This is a genomic window from Myxococcus sp. AB025B, assembly GCF_006518215.1.
Classification (GTDB): Bacteria; Myxococcota; Myxococcia; order Myxococcales; family Myxococcaceae; genus Myxococcus; species Myxococcus fulvus.
This window is the reverse complement of record NZ_SRLW01000166.1, coordinates 1-21,544: the sequence shown is the minus strand read 5'-3', so window position 1 is coordinate 21,544 and position 21,544 is coordinate 1. Positions and strand designations below refer to the sequence as shown.

At 70.7% G+C, this 21,544-nt stretch carries 23 protein-coding genes; 11 read left to right on the top strand and 12 right to left on the bottom strand.

What is annotated here, in order from left to right:
• The 3 genes from FL311_RS25500 to FL311_RS25490 all read left to right on the top strand — a co-directional run.
• On the top strand, positions 1–402 hold a 402-nt coding region (locus FL311_RS25500; RefSeq protein ID WP_141328847.1), incomplete at its 5' end, for an AgmX/PglI C-terminal domain-containing protein.
• 27 nt (positions 403–429) lie between these two features.
• On the top strand, positions 430–1,266 hold the full coding sequence (locus FL311_RS25495) for a GNAT family N-acetyltransferase (RefSeq protein ID WP_141328845.1): 837 nt from the start codon (positions 430–432) through the stop codon (positions 1,264–1,266).
• A gap of 42 nt (positions 1,267–1,308) precedes the next feature.
• Positions 1,309–1,935, top strand: a complete 627-nt coding sequence (locus FL311_RS25490; protein WP_141328844.1) for a tRNA-(ms[2]io[6]A)-hydroxylase — start codon at positions 1,309–1,311, stop codon at positions 1,933–1,935.
• Positions 1,936–1,945: 10 nt separating this feature from the next.
• Here the strand turns inward: FL311_RS25490 and FL311_RS25485 are convergent, their stop codons facing one another.
• Positions 1,946–3,739, bottom strand: coding sequence for an SLC13 family permease (locus FL311_RS25485; RefSeq protein ID WP_141328842.1), 1,794 nt, complete (start codon positions 3,737–3,739; stop codon positions 1,946–1,948).
• 262 nt (positions 3,740–4,001) lie between these two features.
• Here FL311_RS25485 and FL311_RS25480 point away from each other — a divergent pair, with 262 nt between their 5' ends.
• The 3 genes from FL311_RS25480 (at position 4,002) to FL311_RS25470 (ending at position 8,199) form a co-directional block, all read left to right on the top strand.
• Positions 4,002–5,795, top strand: a complete 1,794-nt coding sequence (locus FL311_RS25480; RefSeq protein ID WP_141328840.1) for a phosphoenolpyruvate carboxykinase (GTP) — start codon at positions 4,002–4,004, stop codon at positions 5,793–5,795.
• Positions 5,796–5,944: 149 nt separating this feature from the next.
• A complete protein-coding gene (locus FL311_RS25475; RefSeq protein ID WP_141328838.1) occupies positions 5,945–6,763 on the top strand; it encodes a tetratricopeptide repeat protein in 819 nt (272 codons plus the stop codon).
• Entirely contained in the window at positions 6,763–8,199 is a 1,437-nt protein-coding gene (locus FL311_RS25470) for an ABC transporter substrate-binding protein (protein WP_141328836.1), read from the top strand. Before FL311_RS25475 ends, FL311_RS25470 begins: the two co-directional genes overlap by 1 nt.
• A gap of 283 nt (positions 8,200–8,482) precedes the next feature.
• On the opposite strand, the gene FL311_RS25465 is transcribed toward FL311_RS25470, so the two are convergent.
• From FL311_RS25465 to FL311_RS25440, 6 genes are all read right to left on the bottom strand, one after another.
• Entirely contained in the window at positions 8,483–9,655 is a 1,173-nt protein-coding gene (locus FL311_RS25465) for a pyridoxal phosphate-dependent aminotransferase (protein WP_141328834.1), read from the bottom strand.
• Complete coding sequence (locus FL311_RS25460) at positions 9,652–9,930, bottom strand: hypothetical protein (protein ID WP_141328832.1); 279 nt, start codon at positions 9,928–9,930, stop codon at positions 9,652–9,654. The genes FL311_RS25465 and FL311_RS25460 overlap by 4 nt, the downstream gene beginning before the upstream one ends.
• A gap of 131 nt (positions 9,931–10,061) precedes the next feature.
• Positions 10,062–10,736, bottom strand: coding sequence for a dethiobiotin synthase (bioD, locus tag FL311_RS25455; RefSeq protein WP_141328830.1), 675 nt, complete (start codon positions 10,734–10,736; stop codon positions 10,062–10,064).
• Between the two features lie 357 nt (positions 10,737–11,093).
• Positions 11,094–12,287: an 8-amino-7-oxononanoate synthase gene (bioF, locus tag FL311_RS25450; protein WP_141328828.1), complete on the bottom strand. Its 1,194-nt coding sequence runs from the start codon at positions 12,285–12,287 to the stop codon at positions 11,094–11,096.
• Positions 12,288–12,299: 12 nt separating this feature from the next.
• Positions 12,300–13,328 (bottom strand): biotin synthase BioB, encoded by a 1,029-nt coding sequence (bioB, locus tag FL311_RS25445; RefSeq protein WP_141328826.1) that lies wholly within the window; start codon positions 13,326–13,328, stop codon positions 12,300–12,302.
• Positions 13,329–13,502: 174 nt separating this feature from the next.
• Positions 13,503–13,769: a GlsB/YeaQ/YmgE family stress response membrane protein gene (locus FL311_RS25440; protein WP_141328824.1), complete on the bottom strand. Its 267-nt coding sequence runs from the start codon at positions 13,767–13,769 to the stop codon at positions 13,503–13,505.
• A 225-nt stretch (positions 13,770–13,994) separates the two neighbouring features.
• On the opposite strand from FL311_RS25440, the gene radA reads away from it, so the two are divergent.
• Positions 13,995–15,356 (top strand): DNA repair protein RadA, encoded by a 1,362-nt coding sequence (radA, locus tag FL311_RS25435; RefSeq protein WP_141328822.1) that lies wholly within the window; start codon positions 13,995–13,997, stop codon positions 15,354–15,356.
• Between the two features lie 6 nt (positions 15,357–15,362).
• Here radA and FL311_RS25430 read toward each other — a convergent pair whose 3' ends face one another.
• On the bottom strand, positions 15,363–15,788 hold the full coding sequence (locus FL311_RS25430; RefSeq protein WP_141328820.1) for a helix-turn-helix domain-containing protein: 426 nt from the start codon (positions 15,786–15,788) through the stop codon (positions 15,363–15,365).
• 107 nt (positions 15,789–15,895) lie between these two features.
• Between FL311_RS25430 and FL311_RS25425 the strand changes: the two genes are divergently transcribed.
• Positions 15,896–16,303 (top strand): DoxX family protein, encoded by a 408-nt coding sequence (locus FL311_RS25425; protein ID WP_141328818.1) that lies wholly within the window; start codon positions 15,896–15,898, stop codon positions 16,301–16,303.
• Positions 16,304–16,373: 70 nt separating this feature from the next.
• On the opposite strand, the gene FL311_RS25420 is transcribed toward FL311_RS25425, so the two are convergent.
• Positions 16,374–16,970, bottom strand: a complete 597-nt coding sequence (locus FL311_RS25420; RefSeq protein ID WP_141328816.1) for a hypothetical protein — start codon at positions 16,968–16,970, stop codon at positions 16,374–16,376.
• Between the two features lie 34 nt (positions 16,971–17,004).
• A complete protein-coding gene (locus FL311_RS25415; RefSeq protein WP_141328814.1) occupies positions 17,005–17,691 on the bottom strand; it encodes an STAS domain-containing protein in 687 nt (228 codons plus the stop codon).
• 434 nt (positions 17,692–18,125) lie between these two features.
• On the opposite strand from FL311_RS25415, the gene FL311_RS25410 reads away from it, so the two are divergent.
• Positions 18,126–18,800, top strand: a complete 675-nt coding sequence (locus tag FL311_RS25410; RefSeq protein ID WP_141328812.1) for a hemolysin III family protein — start codon at positions 18,126–18,128, stop codon at positions 18,798–18,800.
• Between the two features lie 310 nt (positions 18,801–19,110).
• Positions 19,111–19,635, top strand: coding sequence for an ABATE domain-containing protein (locus FL311_RS25405; RefSeq protein WP_255510360.1), 525 nt, complete (start codon positions 19,111–19,113; stop codon positions 19,633–19,635).
• Here the strand turns inward: FL311_RS25405 and FL311_RS25400 are convergent.
• The gene (locus FL311_RS25400) at positions 19,632–20,588 is read right to left on the bottom strand and encodes a YafY family protein (RefSeq protein WP_141328808.1); all 957 of its coding nucleotides are present in this window, start codon (positions 20,586–20,588) and stop codon (positions 19,632–19,634) included. The two genes, FL311_RS25405 and FL311_RS25400, sit on opposite strands and share 4 nt — an antisense overlap.
• A gap of 32 nt (positions 20,589–20,620) precedes the next feature.
• Between FL311_RS25400 and FL311_RS25395 the strand changes: the two genes are divergently transcribed.
• Positions 20,621–21,007, top strand: a complete 387-nt coding sequence (locus FL311_RS25395; RefSeq protein WP_228557068.1) for a LysE family translocator — start codon at positions 20,621–20,623, stop codon at positions 21,005–21,007.
• A 10-nt stretch (positions 21,008–21,017) separates the two neighbouring features.
• Here FL311_RS25395 and FL311_RS25390 read toward each other — a convergent pair whose 3' ends face one another.
• Complete coding sequence (locus FL311_RS25390) at positions 21,018–21,287, bottom strand: GlsB/YeaQ/YmgE family stress response membrane protein (protein WP_046711358.1); 270 nt, start codon at positions 21,285–21,287, stop codon at positions 21,018–21,020.
• Positions 21,288–21,544 lie beyond the last annotated feature (257 nt).

Sequence of the window (21,544 nt, the reverse complement as noted above, 5' to 3'; positions counted from 1 at the left end):
GCCTTCCCCTCGCCCCAGTCCGAGGTGCCCGTCCCCGAGCAGCCCGACAAGCGCCGCGTCATCCAGAGCGAGTTCACCCTCGAGGAAATCCACGGCGACTTCCGCCCCGAGGACATCGAGGCCGCCCTAAAGGCGGTGACTCCGCTCGTGCAGCAATGTTTCCAGGATGCCGCACAGCGAAACCGGGGCCCACAAGCCGTGAAGCTGCGCTTCAACCTGGAGTCCCGCGGCGAGGGCGAGGGGCGGATGGACAAGGGCGAAGTGCTGGCGAGCACCATCCCGGACCCGATGGTGCAGGCGTGCGTGGTGGACTCGCTGCTGGACATCGGGTTCAAGACCCCGTCCCGGGGAGGCCGGGCGACGGTGGTGTACCCCTTCGAGTTCCGCGTACCGTTGGAGTAAGGTCGCAAGGCCCCCAACCCCACCTCAATGCCCGTCTCCGTCGAACAGCTCGGCCCCCAGGACGCGGACGCCCTGCGGGCGTTGCTCTCGAAGGACCCGGTCCACAACCTCTACCTCTTGGGGTTGCTGGAGGAGTTCGGCATCGCCGCGCGGGGCCGCATCCCCTTCGCCTTCTACGGCCGCTTCGACAACAAGCTGCTGACGGCCGCCGTCTTCGTGGGCGGAGAAGGCGGCCTGGTGGTGCCCAGCGCCAGCGACGCGAGCGCCACGAGCGTCATCGCGGACGCGCTGGCCTCGTCGCTGAGCCTGAAGGCCGCGGTGGGCGACAAGTCCTCGGTGGACGCGCTGCTGCGCAGCCTGTCCCCCGGCAAGCCCCGCCTGTCGCGCACGCAGCGGCTGTTCAGCGTGTCCGCGGATGACCTGGGCCCCTTCACCAACCCGCTCTTGCGGCTCGCGCGCGACGAGGACCTGCCCCGCCTGTTGCCGCTGGCACAGGGCTACGTGCGCGAGGCCATGGAGCGAGACCCGCTCTCCGAGGACCCCCGGGGCTACGAGGCCCGCGTCGTCCAGCGCGTGCGCCAGAAGCGCACCTACGTGCTGGAGGAGAACGACGCGTTGGTGCTCAAGGTGGACATCGGCAGTCGCTCCCAGTACGGCGCGGAGCTGGAGGGCCTCTACACCCTGCCCTCCGAGCGCCAGAAGGGCCACGCCACGCTGTGCCTGGGACAGATTTCCCGGCACCTGTTGTCCTCGCTGCCCCGGCTGACGATGCGCATCGACGAGCGCGACGAGAGCACCGCGCGCATCGCCCGGAAGGTCGGCTACCTGGCCGGCCGCACGTGGCGGCTGGTGTTGGTGGAGTAGCTCGCCCGGGCCGGGGGCGATGCCGTACAGTCCGCGCCCTCCATGAGCAGCCGTCCCACGCCTTCCCGTCGCCCCCTCTCCGGAGAGGGCCCCGTCATCCTCCACTCGGCCACGGACCCGCGCTGGCTCCCGCTGGCGCTCGCGAACTTCGACGCCGTGCTGGTGGACCACGCCCACTGCGAGAAGAAGGCCGCCGCCAACGCGCTGTCGCTCCTGCAGGCCTACCCGGACCTGCCCGGGCTGCCCGCGCAGATGGCCCGCCTGGCGCGCGAGGAGAGCGCGCACCTGGCCCGCGTGCTCGACCTCATGGAGGCCCGGGGGCTGACGCTCACCAAGGACTCCGGAGACCCGTACGCCCAAGGCCTGCAGAAGCTGGTGCGCACCCCGGCCGCCGAGCGGCGCACCGACAGGCTCCTGGTCGCCGCCATCATCGAGGCGCGCTCCTGTGAGCGGCTGTCCCTGCTCGCCGAGGGGCTGACGGACCCGGCGCTCGCGCGCTTCTACGGGGAGCTGGCCCAGTCCGAGGACGGCCACCAGTCGCTGTTCTTCCGGCTGGCCGTCACCGCGTCCGGAGGCGATGACACGCCCGTGCGCGAGCGGATGGAGTGGATGCTCGGCCACGAGGCGCGGGTGCTCGAGGACATCGGCGTGCGCGCGGCCATCCACTGAGGCTTCCGCCTCAGAAGGGCCACACCCACGGCACCGCCACCGCCAGCACCACCACGAGCAGCCCGGTGAGCGGCGTGCCCAGCCGGAAGAAGTCCGTGAAGCGGTAGTGCCCGGGGCCGTAGACCATCACGCAGCTGGGCTCCAGCGGCGTGATGAACGAGCAACTGGCCGCCAGCGTCACGCCGATGGCGAAGGGGCGCACGTCCACGCCCAGCTGCGCCGCCGCGTTCACCGCCACCGGCAGCACCACCAGCGCCGCGGCCTGGTTGGACATGGGCGCGGACAGGACGATGGTGAGCAGCATCAGCGCCACCAGCACCGTGCGCGGCCCGCCGAAATCCCCCAGCTCCGCCACCCGCTGGCCCAGGAACTTCCCCGCCCCGCTCACCTCCATGGCCAGCCCCAGCGCCATCATGGAGCCGATGAGCAGCACCACCCGCCAGTCCACCCGGAACGCCTTGCGCGCGTCCATGCAGCCGGTGGCGATCATCGCCAGCATGCCGGTGAGCCCCGCCACCGACAGCGGCAGGATGTCCAGCGAGCCCGCCGCGAGCGCGCACAGGAACAGCACCACCGCGAGCAGCGCCTTGCCGTAGCGGGGCGGCTGGTACTCGTGGCCGCTCAACACCGTCAGGCTCAGCCCGTCCGCCAGCTCCGCCGCCTTCTCGCGGGGCCCGCGCAAGAGCAGCACGTCCCCCACCGCCAGGGGCAGGAGCGACAGACGCCGCTCGCCGAAGGTGCGGCCCAACAGCTGGAGCTTGGTGACGCGCTGGAGGCTCGGGTGGCGGTGCAGGGCCAGCGCCACCAGGCCGTAGCGCTCCACGAAGAGCGCCTCCTTCAGGCCGCGGCCCACCAGCGGGCTGCCCGGCGGTACCGCGGCCTCCACCAGCGCAGTGTCCTCGTCGAGCTGCGCCTCGTCCGCGTGCCGCAGGTCCGGACGGATTTCGATGCCCTGCAGGTCCTTCACCCGGAGGATGTCCTCGCGCGAGCCCTCGACCAGCAGCCGCTCGTCCCCGCTCAGCACCTGCGTGGGCGTGGCCGACGTGGCCTTCCCGTCGCGCAACAGCCCGATGACGCGCAGGCCCAGCCCTTCCGTGATTTCGGCCAGCGGCTTGCCCAGGTAGCGCGAGCCCGCGGGCAGCACCGCCTCCGTCAGGTAGTCGCGCAGCGTCCACTCGTCCGCGCTCCCCTTGCCCACCCGCGAGGGCAGCAGGAGCGGCCCGAGCACCACCACGACGAGGATGCCGATGACCGCCACCGGCAGCCCCACCGGCGCCAGCTCCGCCACGCCGATGGGCTTCATCCCCATGCGCTCGAGCGCCGCGGACATCACCAGGTTGGTGGACGTGCCGTAGAGGAACACCATGCCGCCCAGCATCGACGCGTACGCCAGCGGCAGCAGCACCTTGCTCTTGGGCACCTTGGCCCGGTTCGCCGCGCCGATGGCCACCGGCAGGAAGGCCGCCGTCGTCACCGTGTTGGAGATGACGGACGAGAACACCGCCACCACCACCATCATCGCCATGACGAAGGTCTGGTGGCCGAAGCGCGCGAAGAAGGCCAGCCGCTGCCCGACCAGCTGCACCACCCCCGTCGACGCCAGCCCCTGCGTCATCGCCAGCAGCGTGAAGATGAAGATGACGGTGTCGTTGCTGAAGCCCTCGAAGGCCTGCCGGGGCGTCAGCACCCCCGTCAGCGCCAACAGGCACACCACCACCAGCGAGCTGACCTCGATGGGGATGCTATCGATGGTGAACAGAACCAGCGCGATGAGAACGACGGCCAGGACGATGGCGATGGTCATGGAAAACCGGTGGGGACCGCCAACTTGTGCCCTGTCCGACGGGGCGGCGAGCCCCTGCCGCACCGTGTCGTCAACTACTAGATGACCGAGCGCTGATAAGAGGAATTAGGAGATTGTGCCTGGTGGAGCGGGGCATCGTCGGACGCCAGTTGCTTTTAAGCGTCCCTTCCAGAAGTTTTGTCGTCTCTCCCGCTGGTAGGGGCCGTGCCCTATTCCACCAGGACGGGGAGCCCCTATCTTGAGAGAACACAAGGAAACTTCCATGGCTTCGACGCAAGTGGCGGCGGAGGGCTCCAAGGCCCCCACGAACAACCCCACGCTGCTGGCCTGGGTGGCCGAGATGGCCAAGATGACCCAGCCGGACAGCATTGTCTGGTGCGATGGCTCCGAGTCCGAGAAGAAGCGGATGACGGAGCAGGCGGTGAGTGAGGGCATCCTCATCCCGCTGAACCAGCAGAAGCGGCCCGGCTGCTACCTGCACCGCTCCAACCCGAACGACGTGGCGCGCGTGGAGCACCTCACGTTCATCTGCACGCCGAACAAGGCGGAGGCGGGCCCCACCAACAACTGGATGGAGCCGGACGAGGCGTACCACAAGCTGGGCCAGCTCTTCGCCGGCAGCATGAAGGGCCGCACCATGTACGTGGTGCCCTACGCCATGGGCCCCATCGGCAGCCCCTTCACCAAGATTGGCGTGGAGCTGACCGACAGCATCTACGTGGTGCTGAACATGCGCATCATGGCGCGCATGGGTCAGCAGGCGCTGGACATGCTGGGCGACAGCGACGACTTCAACCGGGGCCTGCACAGCACGGGCGACGTCAACCCGGACCGCCGCTACATCTGCCACTTCCCGCACGACAACACCATCTGGAGCTTCGGCTCGGGATATGGCGGCAACGTGCTGCTGGGGAAGAAATGCCTCGCGCTGCGCATCGGCAGCTTCCTGGGCCGCGAGGAGGGGTGGCTGGCCGAGCACATGCTCATCCTCGGCGTGACGAGCCCCAAGGGCGAGACGACCTACGTCGCCGCCGCCTTCCCGTCCGCGTGCGGCAAGACGAACTTCGCGATGATGATTCCGCCCGCCGAGTACAAGGGCTGGAAGATCGAAACGGTGGGCGACGACATCGCCTGGATGCGCCCGGGCCCGGACGGCCGGCTGTACGCCATCAACCCGGAGGCCGGCTACTTCGGCGTCGTCCCGGGCACCAACAACAAGACCAACCCCAACGCCATGGAGACCATCTCCAAGGACACGCTGTTCACCAACGTGGCGCTGACGCCCGACGGTGACGTGTGGTGGGAGGGCAAGGACGGCGAGGTCCCCGAGGAGCTCATCGACTGGCAGGGCCGGCCCTGGAAGAAGGGCAGCACGGAGAAGGCGGCGCACCCGAACAGCCGCTTCACCGCGCCCATGTCCAACAACCCGGTGCTCAGCCCCAAGGCGAATGATCCGATGGGCGTGCCCATCTCCGCGATCATCTTCGGCGGCCGTCGCTCCAACACCGTCCCCCTGGTCCTCCAGGCCTTCAACTGGACCCACGGCGTGTTCCTGGGCGCCACCATGGGCAGCGAGACGACGGCGGCGGCCACGGGCAAGGTCGGCGTCGTGCGCCGCGACCCCATGGCCATGCTGCCCTTCTGCGGCTACCACATGGGCGACTACCTCCAGCACTGGCTGGACATGCAGAAGACCATTCCGCAGCTGCCCAAGATCTTCCAGGTGAACTGGTTCCGTCAGGACAAGGACGGCAAGTTCCTGTGGCCGGGCTTCGGCGAGAACATGCGCGTGCTGGAGTGGGTGGTGAACCGCGTGCACGGCCGCGTCCCGACCAAGGAGACGCTGCTGGGCTGGGTGCCCCGTCAGGACGAGGGCCTCAACCTCAAGGGCCTGGACATGTCGGCGGACGCCGTCGCCGAGGCCACCTCCATCAAGGAGGACGAGTGGAAGACCGAGCTCAAGAGCCAGGAGGTGTTCTTCGAGCAGCTGGGCACCAAGGCGCCGGAGGCGCTCATGCTCCAGCGCAAGCTCTTGATTTCGCGCCTGGAGCACTGAGGCGCCCGTCGGCTGTAGCGCCTTGAAGCACCCGTCGGGGTCGCTCCCTCTCCCAGTCTGGGGGTGGAAGCGGCCCCGACCTCGTTTCACGAGGTGTGAGGTCACCCTCTTCGCCCCGGGGCCGAAGGCGCGCTAGTCTCGTGCTCATCATGAGACTGGTCTTCGTATTGTCGGCGGCCCTCGCGCTGTCGCCCCCGGTGGCGTTCGCCCAGCGCGCCAAGAATCCAGCGGCCCTCATCAAGGAAGGCGAGCGGCTGTATCAAGCCGGCAAGTACCAGGAGGCAGCGGACGCGCTGAAGAAGGCCCACGAGGCCCAGCCCAACCCGCGGCTCATCTTCAACATCGCCGTGGCGCTGGAGAACGCCGGGGATTTGCGCGAGGCGCTCTCCTGGTACCAGCAATACGTGGGCAACACCGAGGGCACGGACCCGGCGCTGCTCAAGCGCAGCGCGCGCAGCATCGACAAGCTGCGGCTCTTGCTCGACAAGGAGAACCAGGCCCAGGCCACCGCGGAGGCCGAGCGGCTGAAGCTGCAGGGCGAGGCGGAGGCTGCGAAGAAGCGCGCGGAGGAGGAGCAGCTCGCCGCGCAGCGCGCCGAGGAGGAGAACCTGCGCCAGCGCCAGGCGGAGCTGGACCGGGCCATCAAGTCCTACCAGCGCCAGAAGATCGCCGCCTACGCGGTGGGCGGCGTGGCGGTGCTGGGCGTGGGCGCGGGCGTGCTGTTCGGCCTGCAGGCGCGCGACGAGCGCGAGAAGTTCGACGCGGCGCGCACCGAGGACACCAAGCAGACCTTCGCGGACAACACGAAGACCAAGGCGCTGCTCGCGGACATCGGCTTCGGCGTGGGCCTGGCCGGCGCCATCACCGCCATCATCCTGTATCCGAAAGACGGCCCCCCGGCGGAAGGCGAGGTCCGGATGACCCTGGCGCCTCGTGGCACCGGCGCGGGTCTGGAGGTCAGCTTCTGATGAAGACCCTGCGACTCATGTCGTGCTGCGCGGCGCTCCTGGCCGGCTGCAGCTTCACCACCGCGGGCGGGCTCGACGAGTGCGAGACCAGCGCGGACTGCGACACCAACCAGGTCTGCTCCGCGGGCGGCTTCTGCCTGCCCCAGCCGGGGGGCTGCGGCGAAATCGTGGGCCCCACCACGGGCAACCCCATCATCCTGGGCGCGGCGCTGCCCCTGACGACGTCCACCGGAGAGGACGTGTCGGAGCGGCAGGCGCTCAACGCGCTCAAGCTGGCGATGGAGGAGATCAACCAGCGCGAGGGCGTGGGCGGCCGGCGGTTCAACCTGCTCATCTGCGACACGCGCTCGGAGCCCGCCCGGGCCCGCGAGCAGGCCGAGTGGCTGGTGACGGAGCGCGGCGTGCCCGCCATCTTCTCCTCGGGCAGCGCGCAGACCATCGCCATCAGCACCATCACCATTCCGCGCAACGTGCTCTTGATGACGCACACGGCGACCAGCCCCGACATCGCCACGCTGAGCGACAAGACGGCGGCGTCCGGTGAGGCGGGCCTGGTGTGGCGCACGGCGCCGTCGGACCGGCTGCAGGGCCGCATCATCGCGGACCTCGTCAGCAACGTGCGCGCGGTGAGCGGGGACCAGCGCCCCTTCGCCGACACCACCACGGTGAGCCTGGTCTACGTGAACGACGCCTACGGTCAGGGCCTGTTCGACACCGTGCTCGGCCGGGTGAGCAACGGCCGGACGCCCTCCTCCGCGTTCTACGCGCGCAACGGCGACGTCAGCGCGGCCGTGACGCACCTGGCGGCCAACCCGGCGCCGAGCATCGCGGTGATGATGGGCTTCTCCGAGGACAACGCGAAGATCATCACCCAGGCCGCCGCCCAGGGCCGTACCAGCCAGCGCTACTTCTTCACGGACGCGAGCAAGGACTCGAACCTCATCACGTCGCTGGGCACCTCGAAGGGCATCGTCGAGGGCGCCTACGGCACGGCGCCCGCGCAGGCGCGCCCGGGTGACGCGGTCTACACGACGTTCAAGGAGCGCTTCCGCACGGCGTACAGCGGCACGGACCCGGGCCAGTTCTCCTTCACGGCGCACGCGTACGACTCGATGTACCTGGTGGCGCTGGGCGCGGCGTACGCGGCGGGCGCGGAGGTCAACAACCCGCAGCCCATCACCGGCGACCGCATCGCCCAGGGACTGGCCAAGGTGACGCCGCCTCCGGCCACCCCGGCCACCACCTACGCGCTGGGCTTCAGCCGCTTCACCGAGGCGCGCGGCGAAATCAGCGCGGGCAAGTTCATCAACGTGCAGGGCGCCAGCGGCCCGCTGGACTTCGATGCCACGGGCGAGGCGCCGTCCGAGTACGAGCTGTTCCAGATTGTCGACGGCGCCTTCCAGACGGTGGAGCTCATCGCTCCGGCCGCGGACTGAAGAAGCCCCGGGTTGAAGGAGCGCTCCCTCGGTCGGGGGAGCGCTCTACCCCGCCGCCCCGAGCACCCGCGTCAGGGCGGCGATGGACGGTGGAACTCATCGCTCCGGCCGCGGACTGAAAGCGCCGGTGCGTGGAAGGAGCGCTCCCGCAGCCGAGGGAGCGTGCGACCCCGTCGCCCCGAGCACCCGGGTCAGGGCGGCGATGGACGGTGGAGTTCATCGCTCCGGCCGTGGACTGAAGAAGCCTGGGCTGAAGGAGCGCCCCCTCATCCGAGGGAGCGCGCTACCCCGTCGCCCCGAGCACCCGCGTCAGCGGCGCCAGGGCGGCGAGGAAGTCCTCGGGCGGGGAGAGCAGCGAGAGCACCAGGAACGCGCCCCCGCCGAAGTCGTAGAAGTAGCCGGGCTGGACGAGCACCCCCGCCTCCAGCAGCGCGAGGCACGTGGCCTCCTCGCCGGGCTCCCTCGGAATGCGCAGCACCGCGCTCCAGCCGCCGTGCGCGGGCAGCACGTCCCACGTCGCGCCCGGGGGGCGGGCCCGCAGGAGGTGCTCGCGGTTGGCGCGCACGCGCTCGAGCAGCGCCGCCTGGAACACGGGCGCATGGGCGAGCAGTCGGGGCAGCGCGAGCTGCACGGGCGTGGCCACGGACAGGTACGTGTCGGCCACCCACTCCAGGCGGGCCAGGGCCTCGTCGCGCGCGGCCTCGGGTCCGCCCACGTGCATCCACCCGAGCTTCAGGCCGGGCTGGCCCGCCACCTTGGACAGGCCGGACAGGCTGAAGGTGGGCATGGGGAGCGCGCGGCCGGCCACCGTCGTCACGCGGCCGGGCGCCGGGGCCCAGGCGTAATCGGCGAACACCTCGTCGCTGATGAGGGCCAGTTGGTGGCGCGCGCAGACGTCGGCGAGCGCGGAGAGCTCGCCCTCGTGCAGGAAGTGGCCGGTGGGGTTGCCGGGGTTGATGATGAGCACGGCGCGGGTGCGCGGGCCGAGGGCCGCCTCCACCTCGCCCGCGTCCAGGCCGAAGCCGTGCGCGAGCGGAAGGCGGTAGGAGCGCGTCTGGACGGCCTCCAGACGCGCCAGGTGCTCGAAGAGGGGGTAGCAGGGCGCGGGGACGAGGACGTCGTCACCCGGCTCGCACAGGAGCTTGAAGAGCCAGCCGTAGGACTCGCTGGTGCTCGCGCTGAGCACCAGGTGCTCCGGGGAGACGGCGGTGCCCCGGGAGCGGAGGTACCCGGCCACCGCCTCGCGAGCCGAGGGGAGGCCGAGTGCTTCCGGCGCGTAGTCGAAGGCGCCGGGAGGGTGGAGCACGCCGGCGTCGGGCGCCGGGAGCCCCACGCGGGTGGGGTTTGAAACCGTGAGGTCCAGTGGGGGGAGGCCCTGGGCGCGGAGCCCGGCGAGCGCTTCCGCCAGTGGATTCGGGGTGCGGGAGAAGTCCGAGCGGAGGGAGAAGCGGCTCACAGCCCCGTCTGCAGCATGGCGTTGGCGACGCGGCGGATGAGCTCGCGGCGCACTTCCTTGCGGCAGTGCTCGATGGCCTTCTCATGAGGCCTGGGAAGCTCCGGGTCCCTGGCTCGCAGGGCGGTACGGAGGACGAGCTCCACCTTGGTGGGCTCGATGTGGAACAGCCGAGCCCCGTCCTTCTGGAGGAAGTAGGACAGCCCCCTCTGGTCGATGAGCTTGTTGAAGAAGCGTCGGACGTCCGCGAGGAACGTGAGGTCGATGATGTCCGCCATTCGTGACGGCTTTCTCGCGCGGAAAAATCGGCCCGTCCATTTCACGGCCGCGTCACCCGAAAACTTGCGCGACCTGTAGCACCCGTCCGTCCGGCCGAACGCGCGGGAGGCCGAATTCTCGGCCCCGGCGCTCACGACATCAGAGGGCGGAGGGCGCGCCGGAACGCGGCGTGCCGACGTCGCGCGTCGGGCTCGAACGGCACCGGCCCGAGCACGGGAACACCGTGGCGCGCCTCCAGTAGCGCGCGGTTGTCGCGCTCGGAGACGTCACGGGTGGAGGTGCTCCGCGAGAGCAGCACGGCGCGCACGGGGATGCGCCGGGCGGCGAGCGCCTGGAGCGACAGCGCGGTGTGGTTGAGCGTGCCCAGGCCCGCGCGCGCCACCAGCAGCACGGGCAGCCGCAGCGTCTGGATGAGGTCGATGACGTCGTGGCGCGAGTCGAGCGGGACGAAGAGTCCGCCGGCGCCCTCGACCACGGCGGGGCCGCGCTTCAGCTGCCTCCAGGCCGCCAGGGTCGTCTTCCAGTCCGGCTCGCGGCCCAGGCGCGCGGCGGCCACGCCCGGGGCCACGGGCAGGCGGAAGCGGTGCGGACACAGGACGTCCAGCGGGAGCGAGCTGCCGGCGGCCTCTCGCAGGGAGAGCGCGTCGGCGGGGGCGCGCAGGGAGGCGCAGCCGGACTCGTAGGGCTTGAAGCCCTGGGGCGACAGGCCCGCGTCGGCGAGCAGCGACAGGAGCGCGCGCGAGGCCTGCGTCTTGCCCACCCCCGTGTCCGTGCCGGTGACGAAAATCTGGAACGGTCGGCTCATGCGGTGTTGTCTCCGTGGATCATCCCCGGGCCTTCGCGCGAAGGCCGCCTCATGACGAGGCGCGCCCGCGTGGCGTCCGGAATGGTTCGTGCGACTGGCGCGCCGCGCTCTTCCGCAGCGAGAGGCGAGGAGCCAGCGCCTGCCCAAGAAGCGTCCGCGCCTCGCGCATGACGCCGCGCCTTCCCTCGGCGTGTGGTGAGGCCCAGGCTCCAGTCCGAGAAGCGTCCGCTCCTCGCACATGACGCTGCGCCATCCATGGGCGTGTGGTGAGGCCCAGGCGCCGGTCCGAGAAGCATCCGCTCGTCGCACATGCCACTCTGCTGACGGGCCGTGCTCCGTGTACGTGAGGCGTGGCCCTCACCACGACGTGCCACGGTCATGCACGCCCACGTGCCGCAGCGCCTCGAGCGCGAGGTCCACGTGCCCCAGCGTATGGCCCGCCGACAGGCAGAAGCGCAGCCGGCTCGTCCCCTCGGGCACCGTCGGCGGCCGGATGGCCTTCACCAGCACCCCCGCCTCGCGCAGCCGCCGCGCCGCATCCAGCGCGCGCCCGGGCTCGCCCAGGATGACCGGGAACACCGCGCTGCGAGCCTCCGCGCGCAGGCCCAGGCCCCTCAGTCCCTCCGCGAAGCGCCGGATGTTGCGCCACAGCCGCTCACGCAGCTCCACGTCCTTCTCCACCGCGTCCACCGCCACCTCCGCCGCCGCGCACAGCGCCGCCGGCAAGGCCGTGGAGAAGATGAACGGCCGGGCCCGGCTGGTGAGCAGGTCCGCCACCACGCGCGACGTGGCCACGTAGGCCCCCTGCCCTCCCAGCGCCTTGCTCAACGTCCCCATCCGCAGCGCCACCCGGGACTCCAGCCCCAGCTCCTCGCACAGCCCCGCGCCCCGCGCGCCGAGCACCCCCGTGGCGTGCGCCTCGTCCACCATCAGCGCGGCGCCATGCGCCTCACACGCCTCCACGATTGCACGCAGCGGCGCCACGTCCCCATCCATGGAGAACACCGTGTCCGTGACGACCAGCTTGCGCCGCGCCGTCGTCGACGCGAGCGCGCTCGTGAGCGCCTCCACGTCCGCGTGCGGATACACGACGACCTTCGCGCGCGACAGCCTGCACCCATCCACCAGCGACGCGTGGTTCAGCGCGTCCGAGAACACCGCGTCCCCTGGCCCCACCAGCGCGGGGAGGATGCCCGTGTTCGCCGCGTAGCCGCTGTTGAACAGCAGCACCGCCTCCGCCCGCTCGAACGCCGCGAGCCGCGCCTCCAGCCGGTGATGCGCCAGGGTGTCGCCCACCACCAGCCGGCTCGCGCCCGTGCCGACGCCGTAGCGCTCCACCGCGGCAATGGCCGCCGCCCTCACCGCCGAGGACGCCGCGAGCCCCAGGTAGTCATTGGACGAGAAGTTGACGAGCGTCTCGCCCCCCATCGTCACCACCGGCCCCTGCGCCGAGTCCAGGGGCTCCAGCCCGCGCCGAAGCCCCCGCGCCTGCAGCGCCGACACCTCCTCGCGCGCCCACTCCGAGGCCACGTCGCGCGTCGAATCACTCACGACCCACTCACCCTACCGGTCCTGCCGCGGCTCCAGAGGACGGATGCCGGCCTTCTCCAGGAGCGCCATGTCCTGGGTGTACTCGGGGTTGCCCGTGGTCAGCAGCTTCTCGCCGAAGAACAGCGAGTTCGCGCCCGCCATCATGCACAAAAGCTGCGCCTCCTCGTTCATCTGCTGCCGGCCCGCCGACAGCCGCACCATCGACTGGGGCATCAGGATGCGCGCGGTGGCGATGGTGCGCACCATGTCCACCGTCTCCACCCGGGGCTGCTCCGCCAGCGGCGTGCCCTCCACCGCCACCAGCGCGTTGATGGGCACCGACTCCGGGTGGTGCTCCTGATTGGCCAGCGTGCGCAGCAGGTTGCAGCGATCATCCACCGACTCGCCCAGGCCGATGATGCCGCCGCAGCACACGGAGATGCCCGCGTCCCGCACCCGCCCCAGCGTGCGCAGCCGATCTTCATAGAGGCGCGTGGAGATGATGTCCCCGTAGTGCTCCGGCGACGTGTCCAGGTTGTGGTTGTACGCGGACAGCCCCGCGTCCTTCAGGCGCTTGGCCTGGCTGTCCGTCAGCATGCCGAGCGTGGCGCACGCCTCCATCCCCAGCTCGCGCACGCCCCGCACCATCTCCAGCACGCTGTCGAACTGCGGGCCGTCCTTCACCTCGCGCCACGCGGCCCCCATGCAGAAGCGCGTGGCCCCCGCGGAGCGGGCCTTCCGGGCGGCCTCCAGCACCTCCGGCACCGCCATCAGCTTCTCCGCCTTGACGCCCGTCTTGTAGCGCGCCGCCTGCGGGCAGTACGCGCAGTCCTCCGAGCACCCGCCCGTCTTGATGGACAACAGCGAGCACAGCTGCACCTTGTTGTCCTGGAACACCGCGCGGTGCACCGTCTGCGCCCGGTGGACCAGGTCCAACAGCGGCAGCGCGTAGACGGCCCGCACCTCGGCCAGCGTCCAGTCGTGCCGCACCGCCACTCCCTCCGGAGCGGGCTCGGCGTGGTGGGCATGGCCGTGGAAGGACTCGGTGGCGGCGTCGGACATGGGCTCCTCGACAGACGGCAAGAGGAGCGCGAACGTGCGCGGGCGGCGCGGACTTGTCAACCACTCAGCGAGAACAGGTTGACGACTTTCCTCCCACCCCCTGAACGGACGACCGGCGCCCGAGGAGAACCCTGGAGCGCCGGCCTTCCACCCTTCATGTCATGCGGGCTCGCGTCAGACGTGGACGCGGCGCCGGCCGGCCAGTCCCACCAGGAACAGGACCAGGAGCGCGCCCAGCACGGAGAACAGCAGACCGGACGGGTGCAGGTCGAAGACGCGGCCGTCGCTGCGGAACAGCGAGCCGATGAAGCCACCCACGAAGGAGCCGACGATACCCAGCAGCGTCGTGGCCACCAGCCCCATGGACTGGTTGCCGGGCATCAGGGCCCGAGCGAGAAGACCGGCGAGAAGACCGATGACCAGGAAAGCGATGATCCCCATGACACGACCTCACAGTGAGTGGTGAAGAGGGCGCACGGTGTGGCGCCCACCCGGCTTGTGCGAGGGTCAGCGCCCATCGCGCCGCCCGTGGGAATGAAGCTGGGTCGCCCCTCCCCAACGTACAACTCGACGGCATGGGTCTTGACACCAAGCCTGCCTGCTCTCCAGACGTGCCTGCTCGTCCGCCCGTGGCGACGTCAGGGTAGTGCGATACACACCCGACCCATGGCGAAGGCGAAGACGCACTACACCTGCCAGGCGTGCGGGTACCAGACGGCGAAGTGGCTGGGGAAGTGCCCGGACTGTGGCGCATGGAGCTCGCTCCTGGAGGAAGCCGGGGCGAAGCAGGACGAGAAGCGCCCGGCCTGGGGCGCCTCGGGCGGCGCGGCGAAGCCCATGCTGCTCAAGGACGTCAGCGGGGACGCGGAGGTGCGCCAGCGCACCGGCATCGCCGAGTTCGACCGGGTGCTGGGCGGCGGCGTGGTGGCGGGCTCCGTCGTCCTGCTGGGCGGCGACCCGGGCATCGGCAAGTCCACGCTGCTGCTCGCGGCCCTGGACAAGCTCGCGCGTCAGGGCGCGGTGCTCTACGTCTCCGGCGAGGAGAGCCTGCGCCAGACGAAGATGCGCGCCGAGCGGCTGCGCGTGGAGGGCGACTCCATCCACCTGTTCGCGGAGACGGACGCGGAGCGGGTGCTGGCCGCCGCCGAGTCGCTCCAGCCGCGCGCGCTGGTGGTGGACTCCATCCAGACCATGTACCTGCCGGAGCTGGGCAACGCGCCGGGCAGCATCACCCAGGTGCGCGAGGTGGCCGGGCGGCTGATGGCCTACGCCAAGCGCACGGGGGTGCCCACCTTCATCGTGGGCCACGTGACGAAGGAGGGCTCCATCGCGGGCCCCCGCGTGCTCGAGCACATGGTGGACACCGTCCTCTACTTCGAGGGCGAGCGCGGCCACCCGTTCCGAATCCTCCGCGCGCACAAGAACCGCTTCGGCTCCACCAACGAGATTGGCGTCTTCGAGATGAAGGGCGCGGGCTTGGTGGAGGTCTCGGACCCGTCTGCCCTCTTCCTGTCGGAGCGCCCCGCGGGCAAGTCCGGCAGCGTCGTCACCAGCACGCTCAACGGCACCCGCCCCCTCCTGGTGGAGGTGCAGGCCTTGGTGGCCCCCACCGGCTACGGCACCGCGCGGCGCACCGCCATCGGCGTGGACAGCAACCGCGTGGCCCTGCTCGCCGCGGTGCTGGAGAAGAAGGAGGAGATTCCGCTCGTCGGCTGTGACTTGTTCGTCAACGTCGCGGGCGGCATGCAGCTCAACGAGCCCGCGTGCGACCTGGCTGTCTGCGCGGCGCTGGTGAGCAGCCTGCAGAACCGGCCGCTGGACCCGCACACGCTGGTGCTGGGCGAGGTGGGCCTGGCGGGCGAGGTGCGCGCGGTGGGCCAGGTGGAGCCCCGGCTCATCGAGGCGGCGAAGATGGGCTTCAAGCGGGTGGTGATGCCCGCGGGCAGCGCCCGGCGCATGGAGGCCACGAAGCTGCGCGTGGTCGGCGTGGAGACGCTGGGCGACGCGCTCCGGGCCATGTTCGACTGACGGGCCCTACCTCCGCGTGGGCCCCGAGGCGGGAGGCGGCTTGGGCTTCTTGTCGTAGCGGCCCCGGGCCGTCTGGATGGCGGCGCGGCTCTGCAGCGCCCACTTCGCCAGCTCCTGGACGGGGTCCAGCAGCGTGTGCCCCAGGGGCGTGAGCGCGTACTCCACGCGGGGCGGCACCGTGGGGTACTGGGTGCGCGTCACCAGCCCGTCCCGCTCCAGCCCCCTGAGGGTGAGCGTCAGCATGCGCTGGGAGATGCCCTCGATGCCGCGCTTCAAGTCACTGAAGCGCAGCGGCCCGTCTCCCAGGCTGCCCACGACGAGCACGCTCCACTTGTCGCCCACGCGCGTGAGGACGTCGCGCACGGCCAGACAGGACTCGGTGGCGCCATGGGGATTCTTCGAGCGGGGACGCTTGGCGGGAGGTGGTGACATGGATGTGCCTTCTTGCGGACGAAACGGGCCCTCGTTACACGAGCGCCGGTTACGGGTTGTAACCGACGAACCTTTCGGAACCCACTCCCATCAGGAGCCGTCCCCCCATGACGACCGCCGCCACCACCGCCGTCCCCGCCTCCAAACCCTGGGCCCTCTGGACGGGCCGGGTCTTCTCCGGCCTCGTCGTGCTGGCGCTGGTCGCCAGCGCGTCCATGAAGCTGCGGCAGCCCCCGGAGGTGGTGGAGGGCTTCGCCAAGTCGGGCTTCCCGGCGTCGGTGCTCGTGCCCATCGGCATCGCGGAGCTGCTCTCGGCGCTGCTCTACGCGGTGCCGCGCACGGCGGTGCTGGGGGCCATCCTCGTCACGGGCTACCTGGGCGGCGCCACGGTGACGCACGTGCGGCAGGGGGACTCGTTCCTCATCCCCGTGCTGCTGGGCGTCATCGCCTGGGGCGGCCTGTTCCTCAGGGACGCGCGCGTGCGGGCGCTGCTGCCCCTGCGCGGCCCGAACTAGGAACCCCCTCCTGCCTGCAAGCCGCCGCGCCCTCATTCCCGACGGGGGGCGCGGCGCAGGTGTCCTTCCGCTACCAGGTCACGATGAAGGTGCAGGAGGCGCCGCCCTTCTGGCGGCAGCCCTGGTCCGGGTCATGCGCGACGACGGCGTGGGGCATGAAGCGCTGGGCCATGCCCCTGATGAGGCCCTGGTCGAACCGGCACGGATAGGGATTGCCACACACCACGTGGCCCTCGTTCTTCCCGGGCACGGCGCTGTAAGAGTAGTGACCGATGCCGTCCGCCATCTCCCCCGTGAGGGGGTTGAACATGGACCGGCCGTTCTTCCGGTGGTTCATGTGGAAGGCGATGTCGATGGAGGCCAGCCCCTTGTGGATGTCGGTGATGTCCGAGGGGAACACGGCGTTCTTGGGAATCATCGAGCCGACCTTCTCCAGGCCGCGCCCGCCCAGCAGGGAGTCGATCTTCCGGTACGCCTGGAGGTAGTCCTCCAGCGGGTACCAGGCCGTCACGTCGATGGCGCGCTCGGCGCCCGCCCCGCGCGCGGGGACCTTCATCACGTCCAGCAGGGCGTTGACGAGGACGGTGAACGACTGGATGGCCTCCACGATGGAGGCCACGCTCGCGCCCGTGACGGTGATGCCGGGCTCGTGGGTGACTTGGGACATGTGAGTCTGGGTTCCGGAAAGAGGGTTCGGAGGGCTACCGGCCGCCCGCGTCGAGGGCGCGGTGGGCGGTGTGGTTGCGCAGGTACAGGAAGCACTCCTTCAGCCCGTCACGCAGGCTGCCGAGCGTCTTCACGTCCCGCAGGTCGACGCCAATCTGCGTGAGCGTCTGGGCGATGACCGGGCTGATGCCCGTCACCACGCAGTAGGTGCCGAGCAGGCGGGCGGCGTTCACCATCTTCACGAAGTGGTTCGCGGTGGAGGTGTCCACCACCTCCACGCCCGTGATGTCGATGATGGCGCAGCGGGCCTTGCCCTGGGAGATGCGGTGCAGCAGCCGCTCGGTCATCTCCAGCGAGCGCTGCGTGTCCACCACCCCGACGATGGGCAGCGTGAGCACGTCCTCCCACAGCTCGATGATGGGCGTGGACAAGTCGCGGATGGCCAGCCGCTGCTTCTCGATGGTGGAGAGCTTCTCCTCCAGCTCGCGCCGGGCCGCGTCGAGCTTGAGCATCGACTGCTCGCTCTCCTGCACGGACGCGTGGAGCTGGCGGGCGAAGAGGTTGATGGTGTCCTCGAACGAGGAGAACACGTCATGGTTCTCCACCGCGATGAGATGCTCGTCCGGGTTGAACTCCCCGAGCGAAATCATCGCCAGCACGTCCCGGATGCGCTCGAGACGCTCGAGGTTGATTTCGATGACCTGCGGTTGCGACTGATTCATGGGCGATGAGGCCCGGGCCGTGGACGAGGGAGTTGGCGTTGGACGGCCCGAAACGGATTCGACACATTAGGGTATGCCCAAAACCTCTCAAGGCTTCAAATGGGTGGACATCGACCCGGATGAAACATTGAAAAGCCCGCCTCTCCAGAGAGAGAACAGACTCCCTGGGAAGCACAGCCAGCCCGGCGGGGCGCGGCCAATTCCTCTCAAATCGAAGACCCAAACCCAGACGGACGGGCGAGCGCTCGCGGACCGCCCGCGCGCACGGGCAACGCTTCGCGTCGGAGCCCTGGACACGGCGTGGGCTCCTGGACGTCGCGGGGGCCTTCGAGTGCGCGGCAGTCGACGCTCGGGGCGGGACCGCCGTCCACGGGTGGACGGGATGTCCGGGGCGCTGACGCGCCGGTGACCGGGCGTGACTAGGACAGGGGGGCATGGCGTCCATCGTCCCTCCCGAGCTCCGCGCCGTGGTCGCGGAGGTGAAGCCCCGGCTGCGAGGCGTGTCGCACGCGCTCGCGTTCCTCGCGGCGTTGGGCGGCTTCATCGCGCTCGCGCTCGCGCCGGCCAAGGGCCTGCAGCACTTCGCCGACTGCGTCTTCGGCCTGTCGCTGGTGCTGATGTTCGGGACCAGCGCCACCTACCACGTGCCCACCTGGGGCCCGGTCGCGTACCAGCGCCTGCGGCGGATGGACCATGCCGCCATCTACCTGCTCATCGCGGGGACCTTCACGCCGCTGGCCACGCTGGACGCACCCGACGCGTGGACGCGGCACCTGCTCTGGGTGATGTGGGGCTGCGCGCTCACGGGCGCGGGGCTGTCGCTCCTCGGCATCTCCGGCACGCGGGGCGTGCGCTCGGTGCTCTACGTCATCCTGGGCGCGCTCTCCGCCCCGGTGATGCTGCGGCTGCCCTCGGTGGTGGGCACGACTCGCGCGACCTGGCTCGTCCTGGGCGGCCTGCTCTACGCGGTGGGCGCCGTCGTCTACGCGCGCCGGTGGCCGGACCCCAGCCCCGCCGTCTTCGGCTACCACGAGGTCTTCCACCTCATGGTCATCGCCGCCGCCTCCACGCACTACCTCGTGCTCGTCGACTTCCTCTGGAGCCGATGACGACGGGGTGACGGCGCGCGCCCGCACCAGGACGATGCGTGCATGCGCCCTCGCGCATCTCCTCTAGTGACCCGCGCGCGCCCGGCCCCGAAGCCAGACACGGGGTGAAAACCATGCATGCATCGGAATGAAACCCCATGGAAGGGTTACCAACTTCACGCGTGCGTTGGCGCGCATTCCAGGTAGTTTGCCATTGCGGTTCCCCCCTCCTCGAGGTCTCTCCATGGTCGCCAGGCAACGCGCTGCTCCCCCCTCCCCGCCGATTTCCAAGGGAGAGCGAAGGGACGGCTTCGCGTTCCGGGCGGGGCGCGTGTCGCTGGACCTGCCGGCGACGCTGGCGGGGCGGCTGAAGGACACGCCCCAGGAGCTGCTCCAGACGCCGAAGGACCTGGGCCGGTGGCTCATCGCCGCGGGACTGGCGGCGCAGGTGCAGGAGCCCACGGCGGAGGAGCTGGCCCAGGCGCGCGAGCTGCGCGAGGCGCTCCACCGGCTGGCCCTGGCCCTCGCGCGCGGGGAGAACTTCTCCGCGAGGGACCGCTCCATCCTCAACCGCTGGGCCGCGGAGCCGCCGCCCGCGCCCCAGCTGGGGCCTCGCGGGCTGTTCTGGGCGGGCGCGGACATCCGGGGGCTGTTGGTGACGGTGGCGCGCGACGGCGCGGAGCTGCTCGGCGGCGAGCTGGCGGAGCGCGTGCGCACGTGTGAGCAGCGCGACTGTGGCCTGCTCTTCGTGGACACCTCGCGCTCGGGCTTGCGGCGCTGGTGCTCCATGTCCGGCTGCGGCAACAAGGCCAAGGTGGCCGAGTTCCGGCGTCGGCAGCGGCAGGAGGCCCGCTAGCCACCCCCGCGCGCCAGGGCCAGCAGCCTCCGGGCGCGGGCCTCCAGCGCGACGCGCAGCCCGTCGGGGCGCTGGATGTGGAACGCGAAGGGCAGCCGTGACAGCTCCCGCGCGAACCAGTCCAGGTCATCCGTCTGCCCCGACAGCCGCACGCCGCCGGGCACCGCCTCCAGCACGCCCAGCGTGGCGAACAGGTGCTGGCGCGCCCGGGCCAGGTCCGTGTCGAGCAGCACCTCCACGGCGAACGCGCGCGGCAGCGACGCCACCGCGGCCTCCACGTGCGCCAGCGCGTCGAAGCCGTCCGGCCGCGTGAAGTGGACGTCGAGCGGGAGCACCGCGCGCACCCGGTCCAACCGGAAGGTGCGCAAATCCTCGCGCAGGTGGCAGACGCCCACCGCGTACCAGCGCCCGCCGCGCCAGACGAGGCCATACGGGTCGAAGTCGCGCTCGGTGTCCTCCTCGCGCGCGCCCCGGTAGCCCAGGCGCACGCGCTTGCGCAGCTGGGCCGCGGAGCTCAGGGCGACGAGCGCGGTGTTGTCCGCCATCTCGCGGGCGCGGGAGAGGTCGAGCGTCACCGACTCGTCCACGGAGCGCACGCGCCGCTTCAGCGTCGCGGGCATCACCCGCTCCAGCTTCGCCTGGGCGCTCTCCACCGCGGGGGCCGCCTGCGCCAGGCCCAGCCCGCGCGAGGCGAGCAGCCCCACCGACAGCGCCAGCACCTCGTCCTCGGTGAACATCATCGGCGGCAGCTTGAAGCCCGCCACCAGCATGTAGGCGCCGTCCCTGCCGCGCTCGGCGGTGATGGGGATGCCCAGCTCCTCCAGCTTCAGGATGTAGCGGCGCACCGTGCGCCGGTCCACCTCCAGCCGCCGCGCCAGCTCCGAGCCGCTCATCCGCCCATGGGTCTGCAGCAACTCGAGCACGGTGAGCACGCGCGTGGTGGGCCGGGACATAGGTCGGGAACCTAACGCCAGGGGCGCTCTATGTGGCATGGATGGGGGTGGCCCTGGTGCGAAGCCCGTCCACCTTCTCCCCGTCCTCGCAGGCCGGCCAGCGCTCCGCCCTGGCCACGTTCCGCCGGGGAGCGTTCACCAACCTGCTCAACCCGAAGGCCTCCGTCTTCATGCTCGCCGTCTTCCCCCAGTTCCCGCGGAAGGAGGATGGGCCGCCGTGGCTGCAGGCCCTGGTCCTGGGGTCCATCATCGCGCTGACCCAGGGCGCGGTGTACGGCGCCATCACCCGGGTCGCGGACCACGCGCGCGGCTGGCTGGAGTCACGTCCCTCCACCAGCGCGCGCGTGGCTCAGGCCGTGGGAGGCCTCATGGTGCTCGCCGCCGTCGTCACCGTCCTCGAGGGCTGGCGCGGCACCTGAAGCCGCCCACTCATGTGCGTCGGACGCGTGTCGAGTGGATGGCTCTCAGGATGAGCAGCAGCACCACCGCTCCGATGAAGGCCACGAAGATGGTCCCGGCCAGGCCGCCGAAGGGCGTGCCCGCTCCCAGTGCACGGAAGATGAAGCCGCCCAGGAACGCTCCCACCACACCCACGACGATGTCGCCGATGAGCCCGTAGCCCCCGCCGACCACGGCCGACGCCAACCACCCGGCGATGAGGCCGATGACCGCCCACACTAGAATCGTTTCCAAAGACATCTCTTCCTCCTCGGGTCGCACTGATGTGTCTGGCGCAAACCTATGCACGCCGGTTCGCGTTCGAACGGAGGCCGGTCCGTTCGCAGGGCAGGCAAGCGGACGTGGCGCTGGTTTTGACTGACTTTCCGCTCTTTCGGAGGTAGCTGAAGGAAGACACCGCGCAAAGGAGAGCGCCCATGGGCCGTCATCGGAATGATTCACTGTGGATGAAGTGCGGAGCCCTGCTGTGGGCGGGGGCCCTGGTGGGGTGTGGCTGT